The following is a 24,788-nucleotide window of genomic DNA, read 5'->3' on the forward strand; positions in this document are numbered from 1 at the left end:
CAACCCGCATTTCTCAAGGAGCGAGAAATGAACTCAACTGAAACAACCACCCCATCCCTCCTCCCGAATCCGACCGACGAGCAGACTCTCAAAGCGTTGGCGCTGCCATTTATCGAGGCCTGCCCCGACTTGCACGCCATGGCCCACGAAGCCGCCCAGGGCATTCTCGACAAGCACGGGATCAAAGGCATCGATCCGGACCAGGTCTGGTGGCACCGCTTCGACAATGTATCGGTCAGCAGCACTAAGGCCTTTCTGGGGTGGGAACGCCACCCTAAGCCCTGCGAGTCCTTGACCCTGCCGCGACTGGTAGTCCAGCGTTTCCGCCTCAGTGATCAGGAAGATCCCGGCATGCCGGATGGCGCTGGCGGTTTCTACAGCGAAGGCCCGCACGCCTCCATATTCAACGAAACCAACGAAGTACGGATGTACCCCAGAGATGTCCTGAAGGACTTCTGGGCCATCAACTTCAGCCAGTCCTACCGAGAGAAAATGGAGCGTTTCTGGCCCCTCCATTCGGACGATTTCCGCACCCTGGCTAAACTCAATTTCCTGGCTCGGGCGCTGGATGAACACGACGGCTCGCGGTTGAACAACGAAAACCTCAAGACCGTGATCAAAGCCGTTGCCGGCAATGTGACCTGGCCGATCAGCCTCAATATGCTGCAAACACAGGCACCGACCGCCGACGGGTTACGTGTGTGCGCACTGGATATCGGGGGTTATCAGGCCACTGACATCCTGTGCATCACCGACTGCAACGGCGTGAACATTCTTTACACACCGGGTGAAACCCAAACATTCCACATCTTTTCTACCCTGCTCGATTTCCATTGGTGGCTGCTGCTGCAAAACAACTTTGCGGAAAACCGGGCGCGATTCATGACCCATTTTCCGTTGTCTGCCCAACAGCAGGACGACGGCAAAATCGGCCTCAACGCCACGATCGATCTGCTCTACACCACCTGGGGCGCGTACGACCACCATCTGATCAATCAAAATGCCGAGCCGATCACAGGCGATGTCTTCAGCTGGCTGCGAGACTCGGTGAAGGCTCGTATGTACAGCGATGCAGACTTGTCCCTGCACTCCAACGGACAACTGCGAGAAAAGATGTGGATCGGTTATCTGAACGCGTTTGTCCACGTCTTCGGCTCAATGGCTGGTCTTGGATGGCCTGTGGCATTGGCCGCCGTCGGCGCCGGCATTGCCGATATGGGCTTGAACATTGACCAGGCAATTAACGGCAGCACCAAGGCGGATCGCAAGGCAGGGGTCGCTGGCGCCATTTCCAGCGGAATCGAAACCCTGTTCAACCTGCCTTTCCTGCGCGGCGCAACCGAACTCGCCGAAGTGGGCGAAGCCAGCGAAACCTTCAGCCCACAGGAAAGCGTCAGCGAACCGATTGATGACGTTCAAGCGAACCCTTCAGGTATTCCGCCCATTGCCCAATTCGCCCCCGGCCTTGCCTATGCGGAGCAAGGCGTGGAGCTGCTGTCATCCTTCGAAACCAATGAAATGCTGGATGGCTTATCGCCCGTCAGCGAGGAAGGCAAGTTCGCGGGTATTTATCAGCCGCCAAGCGGCGGCAACTACGTACTGATCAACGACAGTTATTACCTTGTACGTTACGTCGACGCGTTGAACACCTGGGTCATCATTGACCCGGCAAACCCCTACTCGTTTTATCGAAGTCTGCCTGTTCGGCTGGACGCGGCGGGAGAATGGCAACCCATCAACCGTCCCGGTCTGTTCGGTGGTGGCAAATTCGATGGGTTATGGCCATGGGGCCGCGATAGTAATCCGCTGCCGGAGATCGATAACCCGCTGCCGGACATCGACAGCCCTCCCACCGCTTACGATATGCCGCAGGACCTGCGCAACGAACTCGAACCACTGGCTAACGGAGGGGGAACCAAGTATCAACTCGGCGACATGTACGTCGGCTCGAACGAGAGTGCTTCCAGAATCGCATTCAAGGAGATGAGGCAAACTTTGTACCGCGAGGCCAATGCCTTTTTCGAGTCGCATCCAATACCGACCCGACCTCGGATACCTGCCTTGCCGCGGGGCCTGGAAAACAAGAACATCATCAAGAAACTGTTTCGCCTTACATCAGGGCTGGTTATTGGTGAGAACCACTCAAGCGTGGCCAGCAAACAGTTCCTGATCGAAAACATGGAGGTGCTGAGTCAGCATAAAGTCAAAACCCTCTACTTTGAACACCTGCTTACGGATTTCCATCAGGCCGACCTGGACGTTTTCAACCGAACCGGCACGCTTTCGGAAAACCTCGAGAACTACCTGAAAAATCTGGATCAAGGGCATAGAACCGACCCCAGTGGCCGGTTCACCTTTCTGGGAGTGGTCAAAGCCGCCCGCGAAAGCCATATCCGCATCCAGGCCGTTGATTGCATGGCCAGCTACAGAAGCACGGGAATGGCAGGTGTCGAGAATACTTTTCGCCAGAAGATGATGAATTTTTTTGCCCACGAGGTGATTAGCGCCGATCAGGGAGCCCGCGGCGCTCATCGCTGGGTAGCGCTGGTCGGCGACAGTCATGCCAATACGTGGGGAGGCGTTCCCGGCCTCAGTGAACTGGAAGGCGGTATCGGCTTGCGTATCGAAAGCACCAAAGTGGGTAAGGCGAGGGGTATCGAAGTGGACCCGGGGCGTATTCCAACAGATGACTTCGGAATACCGCTAGCCCGCGTTAAAAACGATCTGCGTCTGCAACTGAATGAACCGCCCAGCGTTGCGCTGGCAAAAACACCGGAACAAGCTCTGCGCAATACAGGTGATTGCACAGTGATGAAAATCGACAACAAGCTCATGCTCATTCATCGCAGCGGTGATGGCTCTCTCGTTCGCACACCGATTCAGCGCGACAACGGCTCGGTCTACATTGAGCGAGCAAATTGGCCTTCCGTCAGCGGCCGACGTTTTGCCGACATGGCGGACCTTTCGACAGCGCTGAGGCTGATGGGCCTCAAACCCGTCAAACTGGCGGGAGCCTGATACGCAAAAGGCCCCGTGAACTCACGTTCACGGGGCCTTTCAGGTGTTACGGACGATCAATCAGACCGGGATCACTCCCACTCAATGGTCGCTGGCGGCTTGCTCGACACGTCGTAGGTGACGCGGGAGATGCCTTCGATTTCATTGATGATCCGGCCGCTGACGGTTTCCAGCAGCTCGTACGGCAGGTGTGCCCAGCGGGCGGTCATGAAGTCGACGGTTTCCACCGCACGCAGGGCTACGACCCAGGCGTAACGACGGCCATCACCGACCACACCGACCGATTTCACCGGCTGGAACACCACGAAGGCCTGGCTGACCTTGTGGTACCAGTCGGCCTTGCGCAGTTCTTCGATGAAGATGTGGTCGGCGCGACGCAGCAGGTCGGCGTATTCCTTTTTCACTTCACCGAGGATCCGCACACCCAGGCCCGGGCCCGGGAACGGGTGGCGATAGACCATGTCGTACGGCAGGCCGAGTTCCAGACCCAGACGACGGACTTCGTCCTTGAACAGCTCGCGCAGGGGTTCAACCAGCTTGAGGTTCATTTCTTCCGGCAGGCCACCGACGTTGTGGTGGGACTTGATCACGTGGGCCTTGCCGCTTTTCGCGCCAGCCGACTCGATCACGTCCGGGTAGATGGTGCCTTGGGCCAGGTACTTGATGTTGTCGAGCTTGCAGGATTCGGCATCGAACACGTCGATGAAGGTGCGGCCGATGATCTTGCGCTTCTTCTCTGGATCGCTTTCGCCAGCCAGATTGTCGAGGAACTGGTCGGCAGCATTGGCGCGAATCACTTTGACGCCCATGTTCTCGGCGAACATCGCCATCACTTGCTCGCCTTCGTGCAGACGCAGCAGACCGTTGTCGACGAAGACGCAGGTCAGTTGGTCGCCGATGGCCTTGTGCAACAGCGCAGCCACTACCGAGGAGTCAACGCCGCCGGACAGACCGAGCAGTACGTTGTCGGTGCCGACCTGGGCGCGAATGTTGGCGATGGCGTCTTCAGCGATATGCGAAGGCGTCCACAGGGCTTCGCAGCCGCAGATGTCGAGGATGAAGCGCGAGAGGATGCGACCGCCCTGCTTGGTGTGGGTCACTTCCGGGTGGAACTGCACGCCGTAGTAGCCACGGGTGTCGTCGGCCATGCCGGCGATCGGGCAGCTCGGGGTGCTGGCCAGAATGTGGAAACCTGCCGGGATCTCGGTGACTTTGTCGCCGTGGCTCATCCATACATCAAGGCCGAAGACGCCATCGGCATCGACATGGTCTTCGATGCCTTCGAGTACGCGGCTCTTGCCGACCACGTCGACGCGGGCATAACCGAACTCACGCAGATCCGAACCTTGCACACGACCGCCCAGCTGCTCAGCCATGGTCTGCATGCCGTAGCAGATACCGAAGACCGGAACACCGAGGTCCCAGACGGCTTGCGGCGCGCGCGGGCTGTCGGCTTCGTGCACGGACTCGGGGCCGCCGGCGAGGATGATCCCGCGGGGTGCGAATTCGCGAATCGCTTCGTCGTCCATGTCGAACGGATGCAGTTCGCAGTAAACGCCGATTTCACGCACGCGGCGGGCGATCAGCTGGGTGTACTGGGAACCGAAGTCGAGGATCAGGATGCGGTGGGCGTGAATGTCGAGGGCCATGGTCATTCTCGTCTAATTTCAGAAACGACACGGGGCTGAAGAAAACAGCCCCGGTTACTAAATTCATCAATCGCCCACAGGCCTGAACCTGAAGGCGATCACTATCAACCTACGCGATAGTTTGGAGCTTCTTTGGTGATCTGCACGTCGTGGACGTGGGATTCAGCCATGCCGGCGCCGGTGATGCGCACGAATTCAGGCTTGGTGCGCATTTCTTCGATATCGGCGCTGCCGGTGTAACCCATCGAAGAACGCAAACCGCCCATCAGCTGATGGATGATCGCGCTCAGGCTGCCCTTGTATGGAACACGCCCTTCGATACCTTCCGGCACCAGCTTCTCGGCACCCGCGGAGGAGTCCTGGAAGTAGCGGTCGGAGGAACCCTGGGCCTGAGACATGGCACCCAGCGAACCCATGCCACGGTAAGCCTTGTACGAACGACCCTGGAACAGTTCGATTTCGCCCGGAGCTTCTTCGGTACCGGCGAACATCGAGCCCATCATCACGCAGGAAGCACCGGCCACGATGGCCTTGGACAGGTCACCGGAGAACCGGATGCCGCCGTCGGCGATCAACGGCACGCCGGTGCCTTCAAGGGCCGCGGCGACGTTGGCGATGGCGCTGATTTGCGGCACGCCGACACCGGCAACGATGCGCGTGGTGCAGATCGAGCCAGGGCCGATACCGACCTTGACGGCGTCAGCGCCGGCTTCGGCCAGAGCCTTGGCCGCCGCGCCGGTGGCGATGTTACCGCCGATGACCTGCACTTGCGGGAAGTTTTCCTTGACCCAGCGAACGCGGTCGATCACGCCTTTGGAGTGGCCGTGAGCGGTATCGACTACCACTACGTCAACGCCCGCATGGACCAGGGCAGCGACGCGGTCACCGGTGTCTTTACCGGTACCGACCGCAGCGCCGACACGCAGACGACCCTGGTCGTCCTTGCTGGCCAGCGGGTAGGCCTTGGCTTTTTCGATGTCGTTGACGGTCATCATGCCTTTGAGGGCAAATTTTTCGTCGACGATCAGCACGCGTTCGATGCGGTGTTTGTGCAACAACTCGCGAACGTCGTTCTTGTCCGCACCTTCCTTGACCGTGACCAGACGCTCTTTAGGCGTCATCACTTCGCGGACATTAGCGTCCAGACGGTTTTCGAAACGCACGTCGCGGGAAGTGACGATGCCGACCAGATCGCCATCGTGCAGCACCGGAACACCGGAGATGTTGTGCTGGCGGGTCAGTTCGAACAGCTCACGGACGGTGGCTTCGGCCTCGATGGTGATCGGGTCCTTGACCACGCCGGCCTCGTAACGCTTGACCTTGCGCACTTCGGCAGCTTGCTGCTCGATGGTCATGTTCTTGTGGATAATGCCGATGCCGCCTTCCTGAGCCATGGCAATGGCCAGACGGGCTTCAGTGACGGTATCCATGGCAGCGGAAACCAGAGGAATATTCAGCTCGATGCCACGGGTTAGGCGGGTCTTGAGACTGACTTCGTTAGGAAGCACCTCGGAATAACCGGGCACTAGGAGAATGTCGTCGAATGTCAGAGCTTCTTGGCTGATACGCAGCATCGCGGGGGCTCCCGAGCGGGAAAATGGAAGCGCGCCATTATACTCAGACACCCCCTACAGCTCAATGTAAACCTTGGCCTATTATCGGCAGAGCGATAAGAGGGGAATTTGAAGACCGCGGTGCCTGTATCGCGAGCAAGCTCGCGATGAACGATAACGCGGTAATCGGGGATTATTTAAAGCTCAACTTTTACCCAGGTAACAGGCTGATCAAGCCAGTCGGCGAACTCGTCGATAAAGCTCTGCTTGAATCCCGCCTCGGCCCAGTTGTTGAAGATAAAACCCAGGTTGGAAAAGCCGCATGCCTGCAAGAACAGAAAACCATTGATGTCGTCTTCATGACCGCATTCCGGGCAGATGAAATTGTCGGTGCGCCCGGGCATCCAGTCTTCCAGGCTGTCGAACAGGGCTTCGCCCACTTCCTTGCGGCATTCAGCGCAGCCCGCCTCTTCAAGAAAACCCTTGGCGGGGGTGTAAATGCAGCGCTTGGTGATGATCTCCAGGCCGTTGACCGGCTCACCGAAAGGCAATGCTTCCGGGTGCAGCACCACAGCGCGCGCCCCCGGTGCAATGGCATGGGCCATGCGGTTGCCGGTTCGTCCGCAGGTAGTCAACTCTGCTTCGATGATGTTCTTGCGTACCAGCCACCGCACGATCGCCCGTGCCCTGGGTTCATGCACCGGCAGTGTGGAAATTTTCGGGACGATAATGCTTTGGGAGTTCATCGGTGAGGCCTGGAGCAATTCTGAATTATGACCAATGATGCCACTTGGATCTGAGGGCCGGCAGCTTAATCCCTGACACAATCAGGTCAAGTGCTCATATAACGGCTGATCAAGGCAATGCCACTGGCCAGCACCAGCCAGGTCACCAGGCGCACAAAAGCTTCCCGGGACAGCTTCATCATCAAGCGGCGGCCAATCCACAGGCCCAGCGCCATGGCCGGCAACAAACACAAGGCCAGTAACAATAAGGGTAGCTCGGCATATACCCCGGCGAGCAAAAACAGGCTCAAACGCACCACCGTGCTGCAACTGATCAACGCGCTCTGGGTCGCCCGCGCCGCGTCCTTGGGCAAGCGGCTGTTCAAATAGATCGCATATAAAAAGCCGCCGCTGCCAAACAACGCTCCAAACAGCCCACCCACCGTGCCCATCGGAATCGCCCAAGCGGCAGCCAGCTGGGTGGGACGGATTTTCACCGCCAGGCTGTAAATCGCATAAGCACTGATAAACAGCCCCATCAACAACAGCAGTACATCGGACTTGAGGTTGAGCAGGAAAATCACCCCCAGGGTGCAGCCCACCGACATGCATGGCAGCAAGCGCAATAACTCGGGCCTGGCCACATCCCGCCGCGACGGCAGCAAGTTGCCGAACGCCGCGACAAAATCCAGCAACACCAGCAGCGGCACGATCTTCGACAGTGGCAAGAACAGAATCAGAATCGGCCCGGCCACCAGCGCCGTACCAAAACCGGCAACACCGAACACGATGTAGGCCAGGGCGACACCCAGCTCGATCAGCAGCCAATCCATCGCGCCGAACGGCCATTGGTTCAACAGTGCGATAACACTCATGGGTACGACATCCTTGGTCTCATTTTCGATTAACTTGTAGGAGCTGCCGCAGGCTGCGATCTTTTGATCTTGCTTTTGTTCTGCGGCGACAGGGGAAAGATCGCAGCCTCGCTGCGCTCGACAGCTCCTACGGGGGATCGCGTGGCCGTAGAGATTGTCGGTCAAATGCCTTTATCATGCGCCCCATGATTAAAGACCCCTTTGCAAGACTCGGCCTCGACCGCGAAGTCCTGACTGTCAGCCAGCTCAACGGCCGTGCGCGGGTGTTGCTGGAAGATGTGTTCAGCAACATCTGGGTTGAAGGCGAAATCTCCAACCTCGCCCGCCCGGCTTCCGGCCATGTGTACTTCACCCTCAAGGACAGCGGCGCCCAAGTGCGTTGCGCGCTGTTCCGGCAGAACGCCGCACGGGTTCGCCAGGCATTGAAAGATGGCTTGGCGGTGAAAGTGCGCGGCAAGGTGTCGTTGTTCGAAGGCCGTGGCGACTATCAACTGATACTCGACACCGTGGAGCCGGCCGGTGATGGCGCGCTGCGTCTGGCATTCGATGCACTGAAGGAAAAACTCAGCGCCGAAGGCCTGTTCAGCGCTGAGCGCAAAGTGCCGTTGCCCGCCCATCCGCAACGTATCGGCATCATCAGTTCGCCGACCGGCGCGGTAATACGCGACATCATCAGCGTCTTCAGCCGCCGAGCGCCGCAAGTCCGATTGACCCTGATCCCGACTGCCGTACAAGGCCGCGAAGCCACGGCACAGATCGTCCGCGCCCTGAAACTGGCCGATGCCCGTGGCTTCGACGCGCTGATCCTGGCGCGCGGCGGCGGTTCGCTGGAAGACCTCTGGTGCTTCAACGAAGAAGCCGTCGCCCGCGCGATAGATGCCTGCGTGACCCCGATCGTCAGCGCCGTCGGCCATGAAACCGATGTGTCGATCAGTGACTTCGTCGCCGACATCCGCGCACCGACACCCTCTGCCGCCGCCGAACTGCTCGCGCCGGACTCCAGCGATCTGCAACGCCGGGTCGAAAGCCTGCACCGCCGTTTGGTGATGCGCATCCGTGACCGGCTGATGCGTGATCGCCTGCGCCTGGAAGGCATGGCTCGCCGCTTGCGTCATCCCGGAGAGCGCCTGCGCCAGCAAGCGCAACGCCTGGACGATCTGGACATGCGCATGCGCCGCGCTTTCGAGCGCAGCCTCAATACCCGCCGCGAGCGCTTGATACGCCTGGAAACCCGACTCGCCGGGCAGCATCCTGGTCGGCAGCTTGCGCTGCTACGCCAGCGCCTCGACAGCCTCGCCGATCGCTTGCCCCGGGCGATGCGCGAAGGCCTGAAGGCCCGTCGCCTGCAACTGCAGAGCCAGATGCAAACGCTGCATGTGGTCAGTCCGCTGGCGACCCTCGCTCGTGGTTACAGCATTCTGCTGGACGAGCGTGGCCAGGCCATCCGCAGCGCCGCCCAGACCCATCCCGGTCAGCGCCTGAAAGCCAGACTCGGCGAAGGCGAACTGCAGGTGCGCGTCGAAGACAACCACCTGACGCCTGTCACCCTTTCTTTACTGGATTGATCCATGCCGCGTTTTCTTTGCTCCCTGATGTTGCTGTGCCTGACCTTCAACGCCCACGCAGACAGTTACATCACCCGCCTTCTGAACAAACCGGTGCCCGGTGGCGTGGCGGTGGTCGATCTCGGCACCTCGGCTCAAGCCCCCAGGGCCAGCTATCAGGGCAAACCGCTGCTGGTGGTCAAGGAACAGAACAACTGGCTGGCGATTGTCGGCGTGCCCTTGACCGTCAAACCCGGCAGCCAGCAGATCAGCGCCGGCGGGCGCAGTGTGAATTTCACCGTTGTCGCCAAGAAATACCCGGAACAACACATCACCCTGAAGAACAAACGGCAGGTCAATCCCGACCCGGCGGACCTGCAACGCATTGAAGTTGAATTGGCCGAACAGATTTCCGCCTACCGCAGCTTCAGCCCGAACACCCCGAGCAACCTGCTGCTGGACAAACCGGTCAACGGACCGCTTTCCAGCAAGTTTGGCGTGCGCCGCTTCTTCAACGGCGAAGAACGCAATCCCCACGCCGGACTGGACTTCGCCGTGCCCGCCGGCACTCCAATAAAGACCCCGGCCGGCGGCAAGGTGATTCTGATCGGCAATTATTTTTTCAACGGCAATACGGTGTTCGTCGACCACGGCCAAGGCTTTATCAGCATGTTCTGCCATATGTCGAAGATCGACGTGAAGGTCGGCCAGCAATTGGCCCGCGGTGGTGTAGTCGGCAAAGTCGGCTCCACCGGGCGGGCGACCGGGCCCCATATGCACTGGAACATCAGCCTGAATGATGCACGGGTTGATCCGGCGATTTTTATCGGGGCATTCCAACCCTGAAGGTGTTGTGAGGCAAAGGGCCTCATCGCGAGCAAGCTCGCGCCCACAGTTGATTTGTGCAAATTCACAATAATGTGAGCACCGCAGGACTAATGTGGGAGCGAGCTTGCTCGCGATAGCAATCTCAAAGCCAACATCGCAACAAAGTCTGGCCAACCCTTGAAAATTCAATTGCTGACCTTTGTACATCAGCGCAATTTAACCAACAACAAACTCAATCCAGCGCTACAAAATCTCGAATAACCGCAAATATTCAGAAATTATCTCAATTTTTTTCACCCGCTTGCCATCCTTCATCCCAATGGTTAGGGTTGAAGGCATGAAAACCTCTCACACCCTCATTCAGCGACGCCAACACCGCAGCCTCTGCCTCGTCAGTGCACGACTGCCAGGGTGAATCGCGGTGCCTCGTCCCCGGCTTCATCAATAGAAAATGTTTCACCGGCAGGCCGCCTCTTTTCGGCCAACACCATAGGGATTTCCTGATGACCATGCTCAAAGACCCGTCCTCGAAGTACCGCGCATTTGCGACCATTGATATCCCGGACCGCACCTGGCCTTCGAAAACCATCACCGCCGCGCCGATCTGGTGCAGCTCCGACTTGCGCGACGGCAACCAGTCGCTGATCGAGCCGATGGACGCAGTCAAGAAGCTGCGCTTCTGGAAAACCCTGGTTGCCGTGGGTGTGAAAGAGATCGAAGCGTCCTTCCCTGCCGCGTCGCAAACCGACTTCGACTTCGTCCGTACCTTGATCGAAGGCGGCCACATCCCGGACGACACCACCATCCAGGTGCTGACCCAGGGTCGTGAAGACTTGATCGCGCGCACCTTCGAATCCCTGCGCGGCGCGAAAAAAGCCATCGTTCACTTGTACAACGCCACCAGCCCGTCCTTCCGCAAGATTGTCTTCAATCAGGACAAGGCCGGGGTCAAGGCGATTGCCGTGGACGCCGCCAAGCTGTTCGTCAAATACGCCGCCCAGCAGCCGGACACCGAGTGGACCTTCGAGTACTCGCCCGAGACCTTCAGCGCCACCGAACTGGAGTTCGCCAAGGAAGTCTGCGACGCAGTGATCGAGGTCTGGAACCCGACGCCTGAGCACAAAGTGATCCTCAACCTGCCGGCCACCGTCGAATGCGCGACGCCGAACATCTATGCCGACCAGATCGAGTGGTTCGGTCGTCACATCAACCGTCGTGACAGTGTGATCATCAGCCTGCACACCCACAATGACCGTGGCACTGGCGTTGCCGCTACCGAGCTGGGCCTGATGGCAGGCGCCGATCGCGTCGAAGGCTGCCTGTTCGGCAACGGCGAACGCACCGGTAACGTCGACCTGGTCACCGTGGCGTTGAACCTCTACACCCAGGGCATCCACCCGGAACTGGACTTCTCGGATATCGACGGCGTGCGCAAAGTCGTCGAAGAGTGCAACCAGATCCCGGTGCACCCACGTCACCCGTACGTCGGCGACCTGGTTCACACCGCGTTCTCCGGCTCGCACCAGGACGCCATCCGCAAAGGCTTCGCGCAACAGAAACCGGATGCCTTGTGGGAAGTGCCGTACTTGCCGATCGACCCGGCCGATATCGGGCGCAGCTACGAGGCGGTGATCCGCGTCAACAGCCAGTCGGGCAAAGGCGGTATCGCTTACCTGCTGGAACAGGAATACGGCATCAACTTGCCGCGTCGCATGCAGATCGAGTTCAGCCAGGTAGTACAGCGTGAAACCGATCGCCTGGGCCTGGAAATGACTGCCCAGCAGATCCACTCCTTGCTTCACAGCGAGTACCTGCAGGCCAACCTGCCTTATGCGCTGGTCAGCCACCGCTTGCAGGAAGAAAACGGCCACAGCGCGGTCGACGTCGAGGTTCACTGCGACGGAGAAACCCAACACTGGCGCGGCAAGGGCAACGGCGCCTTGGAAGCCCTGGTTGCCGGTCTGCCGATTGCCGTGGAGATCATGGACTACAACGAACACGCGATCGGCGCGGGCACCAATGCCAAGGCTGCGGCCTACATTGAACTGCGAGTGAATGGCGAACGTGCGGTACACGGCGTGGGCATCGATGAAAACATCACCACTGCCAGCTTCAAGGCCCTGTTCAGCGCGCTGAACCGCTCCCTGAGCCAGCCGCAGGCTCAAGCGGCGTAACCGTCGCTGAAATACAAAAGGCCCCAAGGTGAGAACCTCGGGGCCTTTTTGTTGGGCAATTTTCAAGATCTTTTCGCCGAGCCCCCGATCTCAGGTGAACTGAAAGGTATCCGCATCCAGATTAGCCGGGAATCGCTTGCGATAAGCCGCCAGTTCCGCCGCATCCAGAACCACCTGAAACACCCCATCCGCCTCACCGGCGCTGAGCAAGGTTTCGCCCTGGAAATCCAGCACCTGGCTGTCGCCGGTATAGGCGAAGCCCTTGCCATCGGTGCCGACCCGATTCACCGCCGCCACATAGCAGAGGTTTTCGATCGCGCGCGCCGGCAACAGGCGGTTCCAGTGCTGACGTCGTGCGCCAGGCCAGTTGGCGGTGTACAACAGCAAATCGGTGTCCTGGGCATCGCGGCTCCACACCGGGAAGCGCAGGTCATAGCAAATCAATGGCCGTACCCGCCAGCCTTTGAGTTCGAACTGTACCTGGCGCTCGCCTGGGGTGAAGTGGTTGTGCTCCCCGGCCATACGGAACAGATGGCGCTTGTCGTAGTGCCAGACTTCACCGTCGGGTCTCGCCCACAACAGCCGATTGCGATGGCTGCCGTCGGCGGCCTGAACGATCAGACTGCCGGTAATCACCGCATCGAATTTTTTCGCCTGGCTGCGCAACCACTTGCTGGTGGGACCGTTTTCCGGCTCGGCCAGGGTTTCGGACTCCATGGAGAAACCGGTGGTGAACATCTCCGGCAGGATGATCAGGTCCGCGCCCCGGGCTTGCTCCAGCAGTTGCTCGAAATGCTCGAAGTTGGCCTGACGGTCATGCCAGGCCAGCGTCGTCTGGATCAGCGCGACGTTAAGGTTCGGTAATGCACTCAGATCACGCATAGTTTTTCCGCTGCTTCGCGCAGCGTCTCCTCGCGCTTGGCAAAACACAGGCGCACCAGACGCTGGCCTGGCGGTGGGTTCTGGTAAAACACCGAGACTGGAATCGTCGCCACACCATGTTCGCGGGTCATCCATAGCGCCATGTCGACGTCATTGAGGTCCGGGCGAATCTGCGAGTAGTCGACCAACTGGAAGTAGGTGCCGGCGACTCGAGTGAAACTGAACCGCGAAGGCATCAGCAAGTCGCAGAACAGATCGCGCTTGGCCTGATAGAACGCCGGCAGTTCCTCGACATGCTCAGGGTGCTCGGCCATGAAGTCGGCCAGGGCATATTGCAACGGCGTCACGCCGCAGAAGCTCACGTACTGATGCACTTTACGCAGCTCGGCGGTGAGCGCCGGCGGTGCGACCACGTAACCGGTTTTCCAGCCCGTGACGTGGTAAGTCTTGCCGAACGAACTGACCACAAAGGCCCGTTGATACAGCTCCTCATGGGCCAGTACGCTGGCGTGGGGCACGCCGTCGAACACCAGGTGCTCATAGACCTCGTCGCTGATCAGGTAGATGTCGCGATCGCGGATCAAGTCTGCCAGTTGATCCAGCTCGGCCCGACTGATCAGGGCGCCGCTGGGATTGTGTGGAGAGTTGAGGATGATCATCCGCGTACGCGGGCTCAGCGCTTCACCGAGCTTCTGCCAGTCGATGGCGAAATCATTCAGGCCCAGCTGCACATGCACGCAGCGACCGCCAGCGAGTTCCACCGAGGGTTCATAGCTGTCGTAGCACGGGTCGAACACTATGACTTCATCACCGGGATGGATCAGCGCTTGAACGGCGCAGAAAATCGCCTGAGTCGCCCCGGGGGTGATGGTCACTTCAGTGTCGGCATCCACCGTACAGCCATAGCTGCGGGCGATCTTGGCCGCGACCTGCTGGCGCAACGCTGGCAGGCCGGTCATCGGTGAATATTGGTTGTGGCCGCTGGCGATATGCCAGCCTACGGCATCACGCAGGGCCTGCGGGCCGTCGAAATCGGGGAAGCCCTGGGACAGGTTGAGCGCGCCGGTTTCCACCGCGAGCTGCGACATACGAGTGAAAATAGTAGTGCCGACATTCGGCAGCTTGCTGGTGATCATCGGTGGTTCCCTGCTGAACACCCGGCTCTACGACGGCACGGGAGAGCCCGAGGATAGCCCAAACGGCAGGCATGAAAAAGGGCGCCATGGGCGCCCTTCTTGTTATGCACGTACTTCTTATCTTGCCGATGACCTGTGGCGAGCGGGCTTGCCCGCGCTGGGTCGCGGAGCGGCCCCAAAATCTGCAACCGAGGTGTTTCAGGAGGAACACATCGGCTGGTTTTGCGACTGCTGCGCAGCCGAGCGGGGCGATGCGGCGTTCCGACAAGCCCCCTCGCCACAAAGAGCCCGCCCAGCAAAGGCGGGCTGGCTCAAGAATCAGCGTTTATCTTTACGCTTCTTCTCGGCTTTCTTGTGGTGGGTCATCATACGACGCTTCTTGTTGACCTGGCGGTCGGAGAGCGTGTTCTTCAGGCCTTCGTACGGGTTCTCGCCACCTTTGAACTCGATACGGATTGGCGTACCGACCAGTTTCAAGACACGGCGGTAAGTGTTTTCCAGGTAACGGACGTAGGATTTCGGAACCTTTTCCACCTGGTTACCGTGGATCACGATAATCGGCGGGTTGGCACCACCCAAGTGGGCATAACGCAGTTTGATCCGGCGGTTGTTGACCATCGGTGGCGCGTGCTCGCCGACTGCATCTTCAAGGATCTGAGTCAGGCGGTTGGTCGGCCAGCGGGTTACCGCGGACTTGAACGAGTTCTGCACCGACTGGTAGAGGTTACCCACACCCGTGCCGTGCAAGGCCGAGATGAAGTGGATATCCGCGAAGTCGACGAAGAACAACCGACGTTGCAGCTCGATCTTCACGAACTCGCGTTCGCCAGGCGTCATGCCATCCCACTTGTTGAGTGCGATAACCAGGGCGCGACCGGCTTCCAGGACGAAGCCCAGCAGGTTGAGGTCGTGGTCGACCACGCCTTCGCGGGCGTCCATGACAAAGACCACCACGTTGGCGTCTTTGATCGCCTGCAGGGTCTTCACCACCGAGAACTTTTCAACTTCCTCGTGGATCTTGCCGCGCTTGCGCACACCGGCGGTGTCGATCAGCGTGTACTTCTCTTCGTTACGCTCGAAGGGAATGTAGATGCTGTCGCGGGTGGTGCCGGGTTCGTCATACACGATAACCCGGTCTTCACCGAGCATACGGTTGACCAGGGTCGACTTGCCGACGTTCGGACGACCGATGATGGCGATCTTGATACCGTCTTTTTCGCTCGGACCTGGAATGCGCTTGGCTTCCTGACCTTCGGCAACGATTTCTTCTTCGCCTTCTTCCGGTTCTTCCTCATCTTTCGGGAAATCGCGCAGGCAGATTTCCAGCATCTGAGTGATGCCGCGACCGTGGGCACCAGCGATCGGGATCGCGTCGCCCATGCCCAGCGGGCTGAACTCGGCGCGGGCCAGCTCAGGGTCGATGTTGTCGACCTTGTTGGCGACCACGTAGGAACGCTTGTTGCGCTTGCGCAGGTGCTCGCCAATCATTTGATCGGCAGCGGTGAAACCGGCGCGGGCGTCTACCAGGAACAGGACGACATCGGCTTCTTCAATGGCCAGCAGCGACTGCTCGGCCATCTTTTCGTCCATGCCATGTTCGTCACCGGAGATACCGCCGGTGTCGACCAGAATGTAGGAACGCCCTTGCCACTTTGCCTCACCGTACTGGCGATCACGGGTCAGACCGGACAGGTCGCCGACAATGGCGTCACGGGTCCTGGTCAGGCGGTTGAACAAGGTGGACTTGCCGACGTTCGGTCGGCCCACCAGGGCGATTACGGGAACCATGCGGCTCTCCACTTCGTTATTTCAGAAAATACAAAAGCCGCTGCTGGGCAGCGGCTGGTGCTCGGGGCTGCACTGTAGGAGCGAGCTTGCTCGCGAAAAACGTAACAGCACCGCGTTTATTCAGACTGAACGCGTCATCGTTGACGTCCATCGCGAGCAAGCTCGCTCCTACAGGTGAAGCCGCTTGGGGGTTAAACCCCAAGCATAGTTCTTACTTGATGGTCAGGGCTTCCAGCGTGCCACTGTTGCCATACACATAAATCGTATCACCCACTACCAGCGGACGCGCACGCAGGCCATCGCTGTCGATGCGCTCACGAGCGACGAAACGGCCATCCACCTGGCTCAACAGGTGCAGGTAACCTTCCATGTCACCGACTGCCACGTAACTGGAAAACACTTCCGGTGCCGAGAGTTGACGGCGAGCCAGCGAATCGTTGGTCCACAATGCTGTGGTTGAACGCTCGTCGACGCCTTCCACGGTGCCCGAAGCCAGGCTCACGTAAACGCTGCCAAAACCTTGAGCGACGCCTGCATAGCTGGAAGCATCACGCTGCCAGAGCGGGCGACCGCTTTCCAGATCCAGAGCCGCAACGCGACCTTGATAGCTGGCGACATACAGGGTGCTGCCGGACAACAGCAGGCCACCGTCGATGTCGACCACGCGATCCAGCTCCGAACGACCTTGCGGGATGGCAACGCGCTGTTCCCAGACCGGCACGCCGTTCGAGATATCCAGTGCGACCACTTTACCGGTCGACAAGCCGGCAACCGCCAGGCGGCTGGTAACGATCGGCGCACTGGTGCCGCGCAGAGTCAGGACCGCCGGGGTGCTGTCGTAGAGCCAGCGTTGAGTGCCAGTGGCGGCGTCGAGGCCGATCAGACGGTCATCCTGAGTCTGAATCACCACCACGTCACCGTTGGTGGCAGGCGGCGCGAGCACTTCACTGGTCACGCGAGCGCGCCATTTCTCTTCACCGCTGCTCGAATCCAGCGCTACCACTTCGCCTTTCAGCGTACCGATCATGACCAGACCGTAACCCACGCCAACGGCGCCGGAAACAGGCAGTTCGAGATCTTTCTTCCATTTGACGTCGCCGTTACTGCGATCCAGCGCCATGATCACGCCGGTGACATCGCCCGCATAGAGGGTGTCGCCATCAATCGCCGGCACCAACATGTTGTAGGTTTTGCCCTGGCCGTCACCGACCGAACGACTCCACTGCTTTTGCAGGACCACTTCTTCCTTGAAGTCGACCAGCTCGGCCGGTGGCAATTCTTTTTTGCTGTTGCTGCTGCAACCCGCGGCCAGAACGGCCAGAGCCAGCAATGCTGCATGTTTCCAACGAATCACGTCACGCATCCCCTTTGGCCAGGTCGTCCAGCTTGATTTGTAAGCCACCGACCGCCGCCTCATCGGACAACGCAGCCTTGGCCTTTTTATACGCCGCATAAGCTTCGTCGGTACGACCCAACTGGACCAGCAGGTCACCCTTGAGCTCTTCACGAGTGGCCAGGAATGCCTTGTCGGTTTCGCCTTCGAGCAGCTTCAGGGCTTCGTCGGTCTTGTTCTGTGCAGCCAGCACCTGAGCCAGGCGCTGACGGGCGACTTCACCCAGGGTCGGGTTGGCCGGTTTGTCGGCCACGGCCTTGAGTTCCTTCACCGCGTCATCCAGCTTGCCGGTCTCGACCGCGACTTTCGCCACGAACAGGCTGCCATACTGGGCGTAGGCGGTGCCGCCGAACTCGTTGTTCAACTTGCCGGCCAGATCCGCAACGCGGGCCGGATCAGGCTTGCCGTCCGGGGTCAGGGTCGTTTCCAGCAATTGCTGATAGAGCATCGAGGCGCCTTGCGACTGGTTGCTCTGATACTTCTGAAAAGCCTGCCAGCCGAACACGATGACCAGCGCCAACAGGCCGCCAGTGAGCAGAGGTTTGCCGTTACGCGTCCACCAGTCCTTCAAATCCGCCAGCTGTTCATCTTCGCTACTCGACACCCCAATACTCCTTATTCGCTAAATCGGCTGTTTGACAGCTTCAACCCTGCACGACGCAGGTGGCCAGGTGCGCAGCAAGCGCATCCCAGGCAATGCTTTGTTGTTCGCCCTGGCCACGCAGCGGCTTGAAACCTACTACCTGACGGGACAATTCGTCATCACCGAGAATCAGTGCATACAGCGCACCGCTCTTGTCGGCTTTCTTGAACTGGCTTTTGAAGCTGCCGGCGCCGGCATTGATCTGCAGGCGCAGGTTCGGCAATTGATCGCGTACCCGCTCGCTCAAGGTCAGGGCCGCGAGTTCGGCGGCTTCACCGAAGGCGCACAGGTAGACATCGACCTGCCGGGAGATTTCTTCCGGGATCTTTTCAAGGGTTTCCAGCAGCAGTACCAGACGCTCGATACCCATGGCGAAACCAACGCCCGGGGTCGGCTTGCCGCCCATCTGCTCGACCAGGCCGTCGTAACGGCCACCGGCACATACCGTGCCCTGGGCGCCCAGTTGATCGGTGACCCATTCGAAGACGGTCTTGCTGTAGTAATCCAGCCCACGCACCAGCTTCGGGTTGATCACATACGGAATACCGGCAGCATCCAGGCGAGCCTTGAGGCCCTCGAAGTGCACGCGGGACTCTTCGTCCAGGTAATCGGCCATTTTCGGCGCGTCTACCAGCACCGCTTGAGTCTCGGCATTCTTGGTATCGAGCACGCGCAACGGGTTGGTTTTCAACCGGCGCTGGCTGTCTTCGTCCAGCTGATCGAGGCGAGCCGAGAGGTATTCCACCAGCGCCTCGCGATAACGACCACGAGACTCGCTGGTGCCCAGGCTGTTGAGCTCGAGCTTGACCGCGTCACGGATGCCCAGCTCGCCCCAGAGGCGCCAGGTCAACACAATCAGCTCAGCATCGATGTCCGGACCGTCGAGGTTGAAAACTTCGCAACCGATCTGGTGGAACTGGCGATAACGGCCTTTCTGCGGACGCTCGTGGCGGAACATCGGGCCGATGTACCAGAGTTTCTGTACCTGGCCGCCGCCGGTGATGCCGTGCTCGAGCACCGCACGCACGCAGGCCGCGGTGCCCTCAGGGCGCAGGGTCAGGGAATCGCCGTTGCGGTCGGCGAAGGTGTACATCTCTTTTTCGACGATGTCGGTCACTTCACCGATGGAGCGCTTGAACAGCTCGGTGAACTCAACGATCGGCATACGGATCTGCTTGTAACCGTAGTTATCCAGCAGACGCGAGACGGTACCTTCGAAATGACGCCACAGGGGAGTCTGCTCGGGCAGGATGTCGTTCATGCCACGAATGGCTTGCAAAGACTTGCTCACTTAAAATCCTTAAATTCGTTCGGCTCTTTAGTCAGGCTCAGCCACGCGCAATCAGTGCAGCGTCGGCTTCGACCTTTTCGGCCGCTTTCTGGCGGATCAGCCTTTCCAGCTCATCCACCAGATTGTCATTCGTCAGTTTCTGCGCCGGTTTACCGTCGATATAAATCAGGTTCGGCGTACCACCGGTCAAGCCGATATGCGCCTCTTTGGCTTCACCCGGACCGTTCACTACGCAACCGATCACCGCGACATCCAGCGGCACCAGCAGATCTTCAAGGCGCACTTCCAGTTCATTCATGGTTTTCACCACATCGAAGTTCTGCCGCGAACAGCTTGGGCAGGCGATGAAGTTGATACCACGGGACCGCAAGTGCAGGGATTTGAGAATGTCGTAGCCGACTTTCACTTCCTCGACCGGATCGGCCGCCAACGAGATGCGAATAGTATCGCCAATTCCGTCGGCCAGCAGCATACCGAGGCCCACGGCAGATTTCACCGTGCCTGAACGCAAACCACCGGCTTCGGTGATGCCCAGGTGCAGCGGCTGAACGATCTCCTTGGCCAGCAGGCGATAGGCTTCGACGGCCATGAACACGTCGGAGGCCTTTACGCTCACCTTGAAATCCTTGAAATTCAGGCGCTCAAGGTGTTCAACGTGACGCAGTGCAGACTCCACCAGCGCGGCCGGGGTCGGCTCGCCGTATTTCTTCTGCAGGTCTTTTTCCAGGGAACCGGCGTTGACCCCGATGCGGATCGGGATCCCGCGATCACGGGCAGCATCGACCACGGCCCGCACCCGGTCTTCACGACCGATGTTGCCCGGGTTGATCCGCAGGCAGTCGACACCCAGTTCGGCCACGCGCAGAGCGATCTTGTAGTCGAAGTGGATATCGGCAACCAAAGGCACCTTGACCAGTTGCTTGATCCGGCCGAAAGCTTCGGCGGCGTCCATATCGGGCACCGAAATGCGCACGATATCGACACCCGCGGCTTCCAGACGGTTGATCTGGGCGACGGTGGCCGCAACATCATTGGTGTCGCTGTTGGTCATGCTCTGCACCGCGATCGGCGCATCGCCGCCCACCGGTACCGAGCCGACCCAGATTTTGCGGGACTCGCGACGTTTGATTGGAGATTCGCCGTGCATGACTTATTGACCTAACTTCAGGCGAGCGGTCTCGCCACTGGTGAACGGAGCGATGTCGACCGCCTGCCCGTTGTAGCTGATCTGTACGCCACGGGCATAACCCAGGCGCACCGAAAAGGGTGGCTTGCCGCTGACTTCGACATTTTCGCCCTTGCGCTTGACACCGCTCAACAGCACTTTGCCGCTGGCATCGGTGACCTGGGTCCAGCAGTCGGCAACGAACTGCAACCGAACCTTGCCGGCACCGGCAACTGGCGCGCTAGCGACTGGAGCGGTTTGTGCAGCAGGCGTCGGCAGAACTGCCGCAGCGGCAGGAGCAGCAGCGATCGGTGCTGCGGGAACTGCAGGGGCAACGACTGGAGCCGGAGCGACTTGAGCGGGAGCGGCAGGCGCTACAGATGGAGTTTCAGCCGAATTGGCCTGGGCTTCGGCCGTCGGCTGGCCGGGCAGCGCGAGACTGGTCTCGCCTTCGCTCTGGCCTTCGACAACGGCCTGGTCTTCCGGCTCGTCGATCGGGTGGATCTGCGTGGTGCCATCGGCACCTTCGACTTCGACGTGCTCTTGATTGAGGCCGACCAGCTCCTTGGGACGCAACGAGGCCTGATCCTGCCACCAGATAAAGCCGCCACCGATCACCGCAATCAGCAATAGCAGGCTGACAATACGCAGGATGGTATGGGAAACCCGTACCGGCTCTTCGATACGCCCCAGGCTGTGTACGGCGCTGCCCTGGGAGTCGGTACCGGTGTATTGGTCGAAGTTCTGGACCAGTACAGTCTGGTCCATGCCGAGCAATTTGGCATAAGCACGAATGTAGCCGCGGGCAAAGGTGTGCCCTGGCAGCTTGTCGAAAGCACCGGTCTCAAGGTTGCTCAATGAAGCCACGGTAAGATTGAGCTTCACAGCCACTTCCGCCAGCGACCAGCCTTTGCTTTCGCGGGCCTGACGCAAAGTCTCACCGGGGTTTACGCGAGTCGCTGCTACAACTTCGGGATGCGCCGCTTTCATCATTGCTCCGACAGGTATTGCTGATATTCCGGCGTACCGGGATAGAGTCGTTTCAGTTGCAGGCCGTAACTTGCGGCCTTGTCGCGATCTTCGAACACTTTGGCCAGCCGAACACCGAGCAATAGACTACGTGCATTTTGCTCGGCCAGCAGGCTAAAACGATCGTAATAGTCGCGGGCGGGCACATAATGCCTGTCTTCGAAGGACAACTCAGCCATTTCCAGCAACGCGCGAGGTTGTTGACGGTTCAGACGCAGGGCTTTTTCCAGCTGCTTCTGGGCCAATTCACGCTGCCCGAGCTTCGAAGCGGTCATGCCCAGGCTCTCGAAAACCCGCGAACGCTCAGGATAAAGGGTATCGGCGGCGGCCTGTTCAAAGCGCTCGTAGGCGTCTTTGTAACGTTTTTCTTCGAAGAGAAAACTGCCGTAGTTATTCAGGATACGCGCATCGCCGGGTCGCCCGGACAACGCCTTGCGAAAATGCTGGTCGGCGAGCTCCGGTTCCATTTCGGCCTGAAACACCAGCCCCAGTGCCGCATTGGCATCCGGGTCCGAATCATCCAGGTCGAGGGCTTTCTTGAGCGGGACTTTCGCCCGTTCGGTCATGCCCTGTTGCAGATAACCCAAACCCAGCTGCACATAAGCCCCGCGCGCCTCGTCCCGGCCCTTGCTCGTTTTCAGCGGGTTGAAATCACCCGACAGAACACAGCCAGTCAACAGACTGGCGAAAAGCACGAGCAGCGCGACGCGCAAGGTCATTGAGTTCCGTTCTCAGGTACGATTCGCAGCGTTTTGCGGCATATCGGACTCGGCGCTCAATTCGCGCACGGCGATATAACGTTCGCTGCGACGGGTGCGATCCAGCACCTGCCCTACCAATTGGCCACACGCGGCGTCGATGTCTTCACCGCGAGTGGTGCGCACGGTGACATTAAAGCCTGCGTGGTGAAGCTGATCCTGGAAACGGCGAATCGCGTTGTTGCTCGGACGCTCGTAACCGGAATGGGGAAACGGGTTGAACGGGATCAGGTTGATCTTGCACGGGACGTTCTTGAGCAACTCGATCATTTCAACGGCGTGCTCGACCTTGTCATTGATATCTTTGAGCAAGGTGTATTCGATGGTCAGCACACGCTTCTCGCCCAGGGTCGCCATGTAGCGCTGGCACGACTCGAGAAGCATTTTCAGCGGGTATTTCTTGTTGATCGGCACCAATTGGTTACGTAATGCGTCATTCGGTGCATGCAGCGACAACGCCAGGGAGACGTCGATGTGCTTGGCCAGCTCATCGATCATCGGCACCACGCCGGAGGTGGACAGAGTCACCCGACGCTTGGAGATGCCGTAGCCCAAGTCATCCATCATCAGATGCATGGCGGCCACGACGTTGTCGAAGTTCAGCAGCGGCTCACCCATGCCCATCATCACCACGTTGGTGATGGCACGGTCGGCGGTTGCCGGGATGCTGCCGAACGATTTGTTGGCAATCCACACCTGGCCGATGACTTCGGCGGCGGTGAGGTTGCTATTGAAGCCTTGCTTGCCGGTGGAGCAGAAACTGCAATCCAGGGCACAGCCTGCCTGGGACGAAACGCACAACGTGCCGCGTTTGCCCTGGGGAATGTAAACGGTCTCGACGCAGCTGCCGGACGCCACGCGCACCACCCATTTACGGGTGCCATCGGTGGAGATGTCCTCGCTGACGACTTCCGGACCACGAATTTCAGCAACGACCTTGAGCTTTTCGCGCAAGGCCTTGCTGACGTTCGTCATGGCGTCGAAATCATCGACGCCAAGGTGGTGAATCCACTTCATTACCTGACCGGCACGGAAGCGCTTCTCCCCGATTGAGTCGAAGAATTTTTCCATTTCCAGCTGAGTCAGACCCAACAGGTTAGTTTTGCCAGTCGATGTAGTCATGGATTCATCCTCACTCAGCGGCCTCAGGCCTTTTGAGCGACTGCTTCAACAGCAGGGAAAAAGAAAGCGATTTCACGTGCAGCAGCAGCTTCCGAGTCGGAACCGTGTACAGCGTTGGCGTCGATGGACTCAGCGAAGTCAGCACGGATGGTGCCGGCAGCAGCTTCTTTAGGGTTGGTAGCGCCCATCAGCTCGCGGTTCTTGGCAATAGCGTCTTCGCCTTCCAGAACCTGAACAACAACCGGGCCGGAGATCATGAATGCTACCAGGTCACCGAAGAAACCACGGGCGCTGTGCTCAGCGTAGAAGCCTTCGGCTTCTTCTTTGGTCAGTTGCTTCTGCTCGGAAGCAACAACTTTCAGGCCTGCTTCTTCAAAACGGGCAACGATCTGGTCAGCAACGCCTTTTGCAACGGCGTCAGGCTTGATGATGGAGAAAGTACGTTGAACAGCCATGATGTAACTCCAGAAACGATAATTTGCGAAAAATTAAACCCGCGAATTATACGCGGGTTTAGGGGGATTGCCTAACTGCTTGCAGATCGCGACCTCTGCCCTCTGTAGGAGCTGCCGAAGGCTGCGATCCTTTGATCCTGGTCTTGCGCTTTGAGATTCAAGTGGCATTGGGAAAGATCGCAGCCTCGCTTCGCTCGTCAGCTCCTACGCTTCTTCGATCCAGGCAGTCTGAATGGCCTCGAGAACCTTCTCTCCGCCACGCTTTGGATCGTCACTGAAATCCGGCAATTCCAGAACCCAGCGGTGCAGATCGACGAAGTTTACCGACAGCGGATCCACATCCGGCTTGCTTTCAGCCAGCTGGATCGCGATTTCCAGCACATCAACCCATTTAAGACTCATGACGATTCCTTGAATCAGTGCGGCGCTTCGGCTGCATGGTTGAGCGAGTATTTCGGAATTTCGACGGTCAGGTCTTCAGTCCCGACGACAGCCTGACAGGTCAGGCGCGACTGCGCCTCCAGACCCCAGGCCCGATCAAGATAGTCCTCTTCCAGGTCATCGGCCTCATTCAGCGAGTCAAAACCTTCGCGAATGATGCAGTGACACGTAGTGCAGGCACAGACGCCGCCGCAGGCGCTCTCTAGCTCGATATGGTTGTCATGGGCCACTTCGAGAATGGATTTGCCAGTCTCAGCCTCTACAACCATACCATCCGGGCAATGCTCGGCGTGTGGCAGAAAAATGATCTGCGGCATCA

At 59.1% G+C, this 24,788-nt stretch carries 21 protein-coding genes; 4 read left to right on the plus strand and 17 right to left on the minus strand.

What is annotated here, in order from left to right; all coding sequences use genetic code 11:
* Positions 1 to 27 precede the first annotated feature (27 nt).
* Complete coding sequence (locus tag ACA064_RS26570; protein ID WP_497670781.1) at positions 28 to 3,018, plus strand: dermonecrotic toxin domain-containing protein; 2,991 nt, start codon at positions 28 to 30, stop codon at positions 3,016 to 3,018.
* A 71-nt stretch (positions 3,019 to 3,089) separates the two neighbouring features.
* On the opposite strand, the gene guaA is transcribed toward ACA064_RS26570, so the two are convergent.
* From guaA to ACA064_RS26590, 4 genes are all read right to left on the minus strand, one after another.
* Positions 3,090 to 4,667, minus strand: coding sequence for a glutamine-hydrolyzing GMP synthase (guaA, locus tag ACA064_RS26575; RefSeq protein WP_497670782.1), 1,578 nt, complete (start codon positions 4,665 to 4,667; stop codon positions 3,090 to 3,092).
* Between the two features lie 104 nt (positions 4,668 to 4,771).
* Entirely contained in the window at positions 4,772 to 6,241 is a 1,470-nt protein-coding gene (guaB, locus tag ACA064_RS26580; RefSeq protein WP_497670783.1) for an IMP dehydrogenase, read from the minus strand.
* A 176-nt stretch (positions 6,242 to 6,417) separates the two neighbouring features.
* Positions 6,418 to 6,966, minus strand: a complete 549-nt coding sequence (locus tag ACA064_RS26585) for a sugar ABC transporter ATPase (protein WP_497670784.1) — start codon at positions 6,964 to 6,966, stop codon at positions 6,418 to 6,420.
* Positions 6,967 to 7,052: 86 nt separating this feature from the next.
* The gene (locus ACA064_RS26590) at positions 7,053 to 7,820 is read right to left on the minus strand and encodes a sulfite exporter TauE/SafE family protein (RefSeq protein ID WP_497670785.1); all 768 of its coding nucleotides are present in this window, start codon (positions 7,818 to 7,820) and stop codon (positions 7,053 to 7,055) included.
* A 185-nt stretch (positions 7,821 to 8,005) separates the two neighbouring features.
* On the opposite strand from ACA064_RS26590, the gene xseA reads away from it, so the two are divergent.
* The 3 genes from xseA to leuA all read left to right on the plus strand — a co-directional run bounded on the left by xseA (position 8,006) and on the right by leuA (position 12,366).
* On the plus strand, positions 8,006 to 9,385 hold the full coding sequence (gene xseA, locus ACA064_RS26595; protein WP_497674334.1) for an exodeoxyribonuclease VII large subunit: 1,380 nt from the start codon (positions 8,006 to 8,008) through the stop codon (positions 9,383 to 9,385).
* Positions 9,386 to 9,388: 3 nt separating this feature from the next.
* Positions 9,389 to 10,210: a peptidoglycan DD-metalloendopeptidase family protein gene (locus ACA064_RS26600; protein WP_497670786.1), complete on the plus strand. Its 822-nt coding sequence runs from the start codon at positions 9,389 to 9,391 to the stop codon at positions 10,208 to 10,210.
* A 485-nt stretch (positions 10,211 to 10,695) separates the two neighbouring features.
* Positions 10,696 to 12,366 carry a 2-isopropylmalate synthase gene (gene leuA, locus ACA064_RS26605; protein ID WP_497670787.1) on the plus strand — a complete coding sequence of 557 codons (1,671 nt, stop codon included), beginning with the start codon at positions 10,696 to 10,698 and terminating at the stop codon, positions 12,364 to 12,366.
* 90 nt (positions 12,367 to 12,456) lie between these two features.
* Here leuA and ACA064_RS26610 read toward each other — a convergent pair whose 3' ends face one another.
* From ACA064_RS26610 to fdx, 13 genes are all read right to left on the minus strand, one after another.
* Complete coding sequence (locus ACA064_RS26610) at positions 12,457 to 13,248, minus strand: amidohydrolase (RefSeq protein ID WP_497670788.1); 792 nt, start codon at positions 13,246 to 13,248, stop codon at positions 12,457 to 12,459.
* Complete coding sequence (locus ACA064_RS26615) at positions 13,236 to 14,384, minus strand: pyridoxal phosphate-dependent aminotransferase (protein ID WP_497670789.1); 1,149 nt, start codon at positions 14,382 to 14,384, stop codon at positions 13,236 to 13,238. The genes ACA064_RS26610 and ACA064_RS26615 overlap by 13 nt, the downstream gene beginning before the upstream one ends.
* 318 nt (positions 14,385 to 14,702) lie before the next feature.
* Positions 14,703 to 16,172: a ribosome biogenesis GTPase Der gene (gene der / locus ACA064_RS26620; RefSeq protein ID WP_497670790.1), complete on the minus strand. Its 1,470-nt coding sequence runs from the start codon at positions 16,170 to 16,172 to the stop codon at positions 14,703 to 14,705.
* 211 nt (positions 16,173 to 16,383) lie between these two features.
* Entirely contained in the window at positions 16,384 to 17,535 is a 1,152-nt protein-coding gene (bamB, locus tag ACA064_RS26625; RefSeq protein WP_497670791.1) for an outer membrane protein assembly factor BamB, read from the minus strand.
* Entirely contained in the window at positions 17,528 to 18,169 is a 642-nt protein-coding gene (locus ACA064_RS26630; protein WP_497670792.1) for a tetratricopeptide repeat protein, read from the minus strand. Before ACA064_RS26630 ends, bamB begins: the two co-directional genes overlap by 8 nt.
* Before the next feature lie 40 nt (positions 18,170 to 18,209).
* A complete protein-coding gene (gene hisS / locus ACA064_RS26635; RefSeq protein ID WP_497670793.1) occupies positions 18,210 to 19,499 on the minus strand; it encodes a histidine--tRNA ligase in 1,290 nt (429 codons plus the stop codon).
* A gap of 37 nt (positions 19,500 to 19,536) precedes the next feature.
* A complete protein-coding gene (ispG, locus tag ACA064_RS26640; RefSeq protein WP_497670794.1) occupies positions 19,537 to 20,646 on the minus strand; it encodes a flavodoxin-dependent (E)-4-hydroxy-3-methylbut-2-enyl-diphosphate synthase in 1,110 nt (369 codons plus the stop codon).
* A gap of 3 nt (positions 20,647 to 20,649) precedes the next feature.
* A complete protein-coding gene (locus ACA064_RS26645; RefSeq protein ID WP_497670795.1) occupies positions 20,650 to 21,654 on the minus strand; it encodes a RodZ domain-containing protein in 1,005 nt (334 codons plus the stop codon).
* Entirely contained in the window at positions 21,654 to 22,412 is a 759-nt protein-coding gene (gene pilW / locus ACA064_RS26650; protein ID WP_497670796.1) for a type IV pilus biogenesis/stability protein PilW, read from the minus strand. Before pilW ends, ACA064_RS26645 begins: the two co-directional genes overlap by 1 nt.
* A 12-nt stretch (positions 22,413 to 22,424) precedes the next feature.
* A complete protein-coding gene (gene rlmN / locus ACA064_RS26655; protein WP_497670797.1) occupies positions 22,425 to 23,573 on the minus strand; it encodes a dual-specificity RNA methyltransferase RlmN in 1,149 nt (382 codons plus the stop codon).
* 23 nt (positions 23,574 to 23,596) lie between these two features.
* On the minus strand, positions 23,597 to 24,028 hold the full coding sequence (gene ndk, locus ACA064_RS26660; RefSeq protein WP_150641544.1) for a nucleoside-diphosphate kinase: 432 nt from the start codon (positions 24,026 to 24,028) through the stop codon (positions 23,597 to 23,599).
* Between the two features lie 204 nt (positions 24,029 to 24,232).
* Positions 24,233 to 24,430 (minus strand): Fe-S cluster assembly protein IscX, encoded by a 198-nt coding sequence (iscX, locus tag ACA064_RS26665; protein ID WP_497670798.1) that lies wholly within the window; start codon positions 24,428 to 24,430, stop codon positions 24,233 to 24,235.
* Positions 24,431 to 24,444: 14 nt separating this feature from the next.
* Entirely contained in the window at positions 24,445 to 24,786 is a 342-nt protein-coding gene (gene fdx / locus ACA064_RS26670; protein ID WP_497670799.1) for an ISC system 2Fe-2S type ferredoxin, read from the minus strand.
* Between the last annotated feature and the right edge of the window lie 2 nt (positions 24,787 to 24,788).

It is taken from the genome of Pseudomonas sp. LBUM1658, assembly GCF_059716055.1.

Excerpts from the sequence above, each read along its gene's own strand:
- ndk (WP_150641544.1), bottom strand. The coding sequence starts at position 24,028 with ATGGCTGTTCAACGTACTTTCTCCATCATCAAGCCTGACGCCGTTGCA.
- xseA (WP_497674334.1), top strand. The coding sequence starts at position 8,006 with ATGATTAAAGACCCCTTTGCAAGACTCGGCCTCGACCGCGAAGTCCTG.
- ACA064_RS26645 (WP_497670795.1), bottom strand. The coding sequence starts at position 21,654 with ATGAAAGCGGCGCATCCCGAAGTTGTAGCAGCGACTCGCGTAAACCCC.
- der (WP_497670790.1), bottom strand. The coding sequence starts at position 16,172 with ATGGTTCCCGTAATCGCCCTGGTGGGCCGACCGAACGTCGGCAAGTCC.
- ACA064_RS26585 (WP_497670784.1), bottom strand. The coding sequence starts at position 6,966 with ATGAACTCCCAAAGCATTATCGTCCCGAAAATTTCCACACTGCCGGTG.
- guaA (WP_497670782.1), bottom strand. The coding sequence starts at position 4,667 with ATGGCCCTCGACATTCACGCCCACCGCATCCTGATCCTCGACTTCGGT.
- leuA (WP_497670787.1), top strand. The coding sequence starts at position 10,696 with ATGACCATGCTCAAAGACCCGTCCTCGAAGTACCGCGCATTTGCGACC.
- ACA064_RS26570 (WP_497670781.1), top strand. The coding sequence starts at position 28 with ATGAACTCAACTGAAACAACCACCCCATCCCTCCTCCCGAATCCGACC.
- ACA064_RS26610 (WP_497670788.1), bottom strand. The coding sequence starts at position 13,248 with ATGCGTGATCTGAGTGCATTACCGAACCTTAACGTCGCGCTGATCCAG.
- ACA064_RS26600 (WP_497670786.1), top strand. The coding sequence starts at position 9,389 with ATGCCGCGTTTTCTTTGCTCCCTGATGTTGCTGTGCCTGACCTTCAAC.
- bamB (WP_497670791.1), bottom strand. The coding sequence starts at position 17,535 with ATGCGTGACGTGATTCGTTGGAAACATGCAGCATTGCTGGCTCTGGCC.
- ACA064_RS26615 (WP_497670789.1), bottom strand. The coding sequence starts at position 14,384 with ATGATCACCAGCAAGCTGCCGAATGTCGGCACTACTATTTTCACTCGT.
- rlmN (WP_497670797.1), bottom strand. The coding sequence starts at position 23,573 with ATGACTACATCGACTGGCAAAACTAACCTGTTGGGTCTGACTCAGCTG.
- ACA064_RS26590 (WP_497670785.1), bottom strand. The coding sequence starts at position 7,820 with ATGAGTGTTATCGCACTGTTGAACCAATGGCCGTTCGGCGCGATGGAT.
- pilW (WP_497670796.1), bottom strand. The coding sequence starts at position 22,412 with ATGACCTTGCGCGTCGCGCTGCTCGTGCTTTTCGCCAGTCTGTTGACT.
- ispG (WP_497670794.1), bottom strand. The coding sequence starts at position 20,646 with ATGCACGGCGAATCTCCAATCAAACGTCGCGAGTCCCGCAAAATCTGG.
- guaB (WP_497670783.1), bottom strand. The coding sequence starts at position 6,241 with ATGCTGCGTATCAGCCAAGAAGCTCTGACATTCGACGACATTCTCCTA.
- fdx (WP_497670799.1), bottom strand. The coding sequence starts at position 24,786 with ATGCCGCAGATCATTTTTCTGCCACACGCCGAGCATTGCCCGGATGGT.
- iscX (WP_497670798.1), bottom strand. The coding sequence starts at position 24,430 with ATGAGTCTTAAATGGGTTGATGTGCTGGAAATCGCGATCCAGCTGGCT.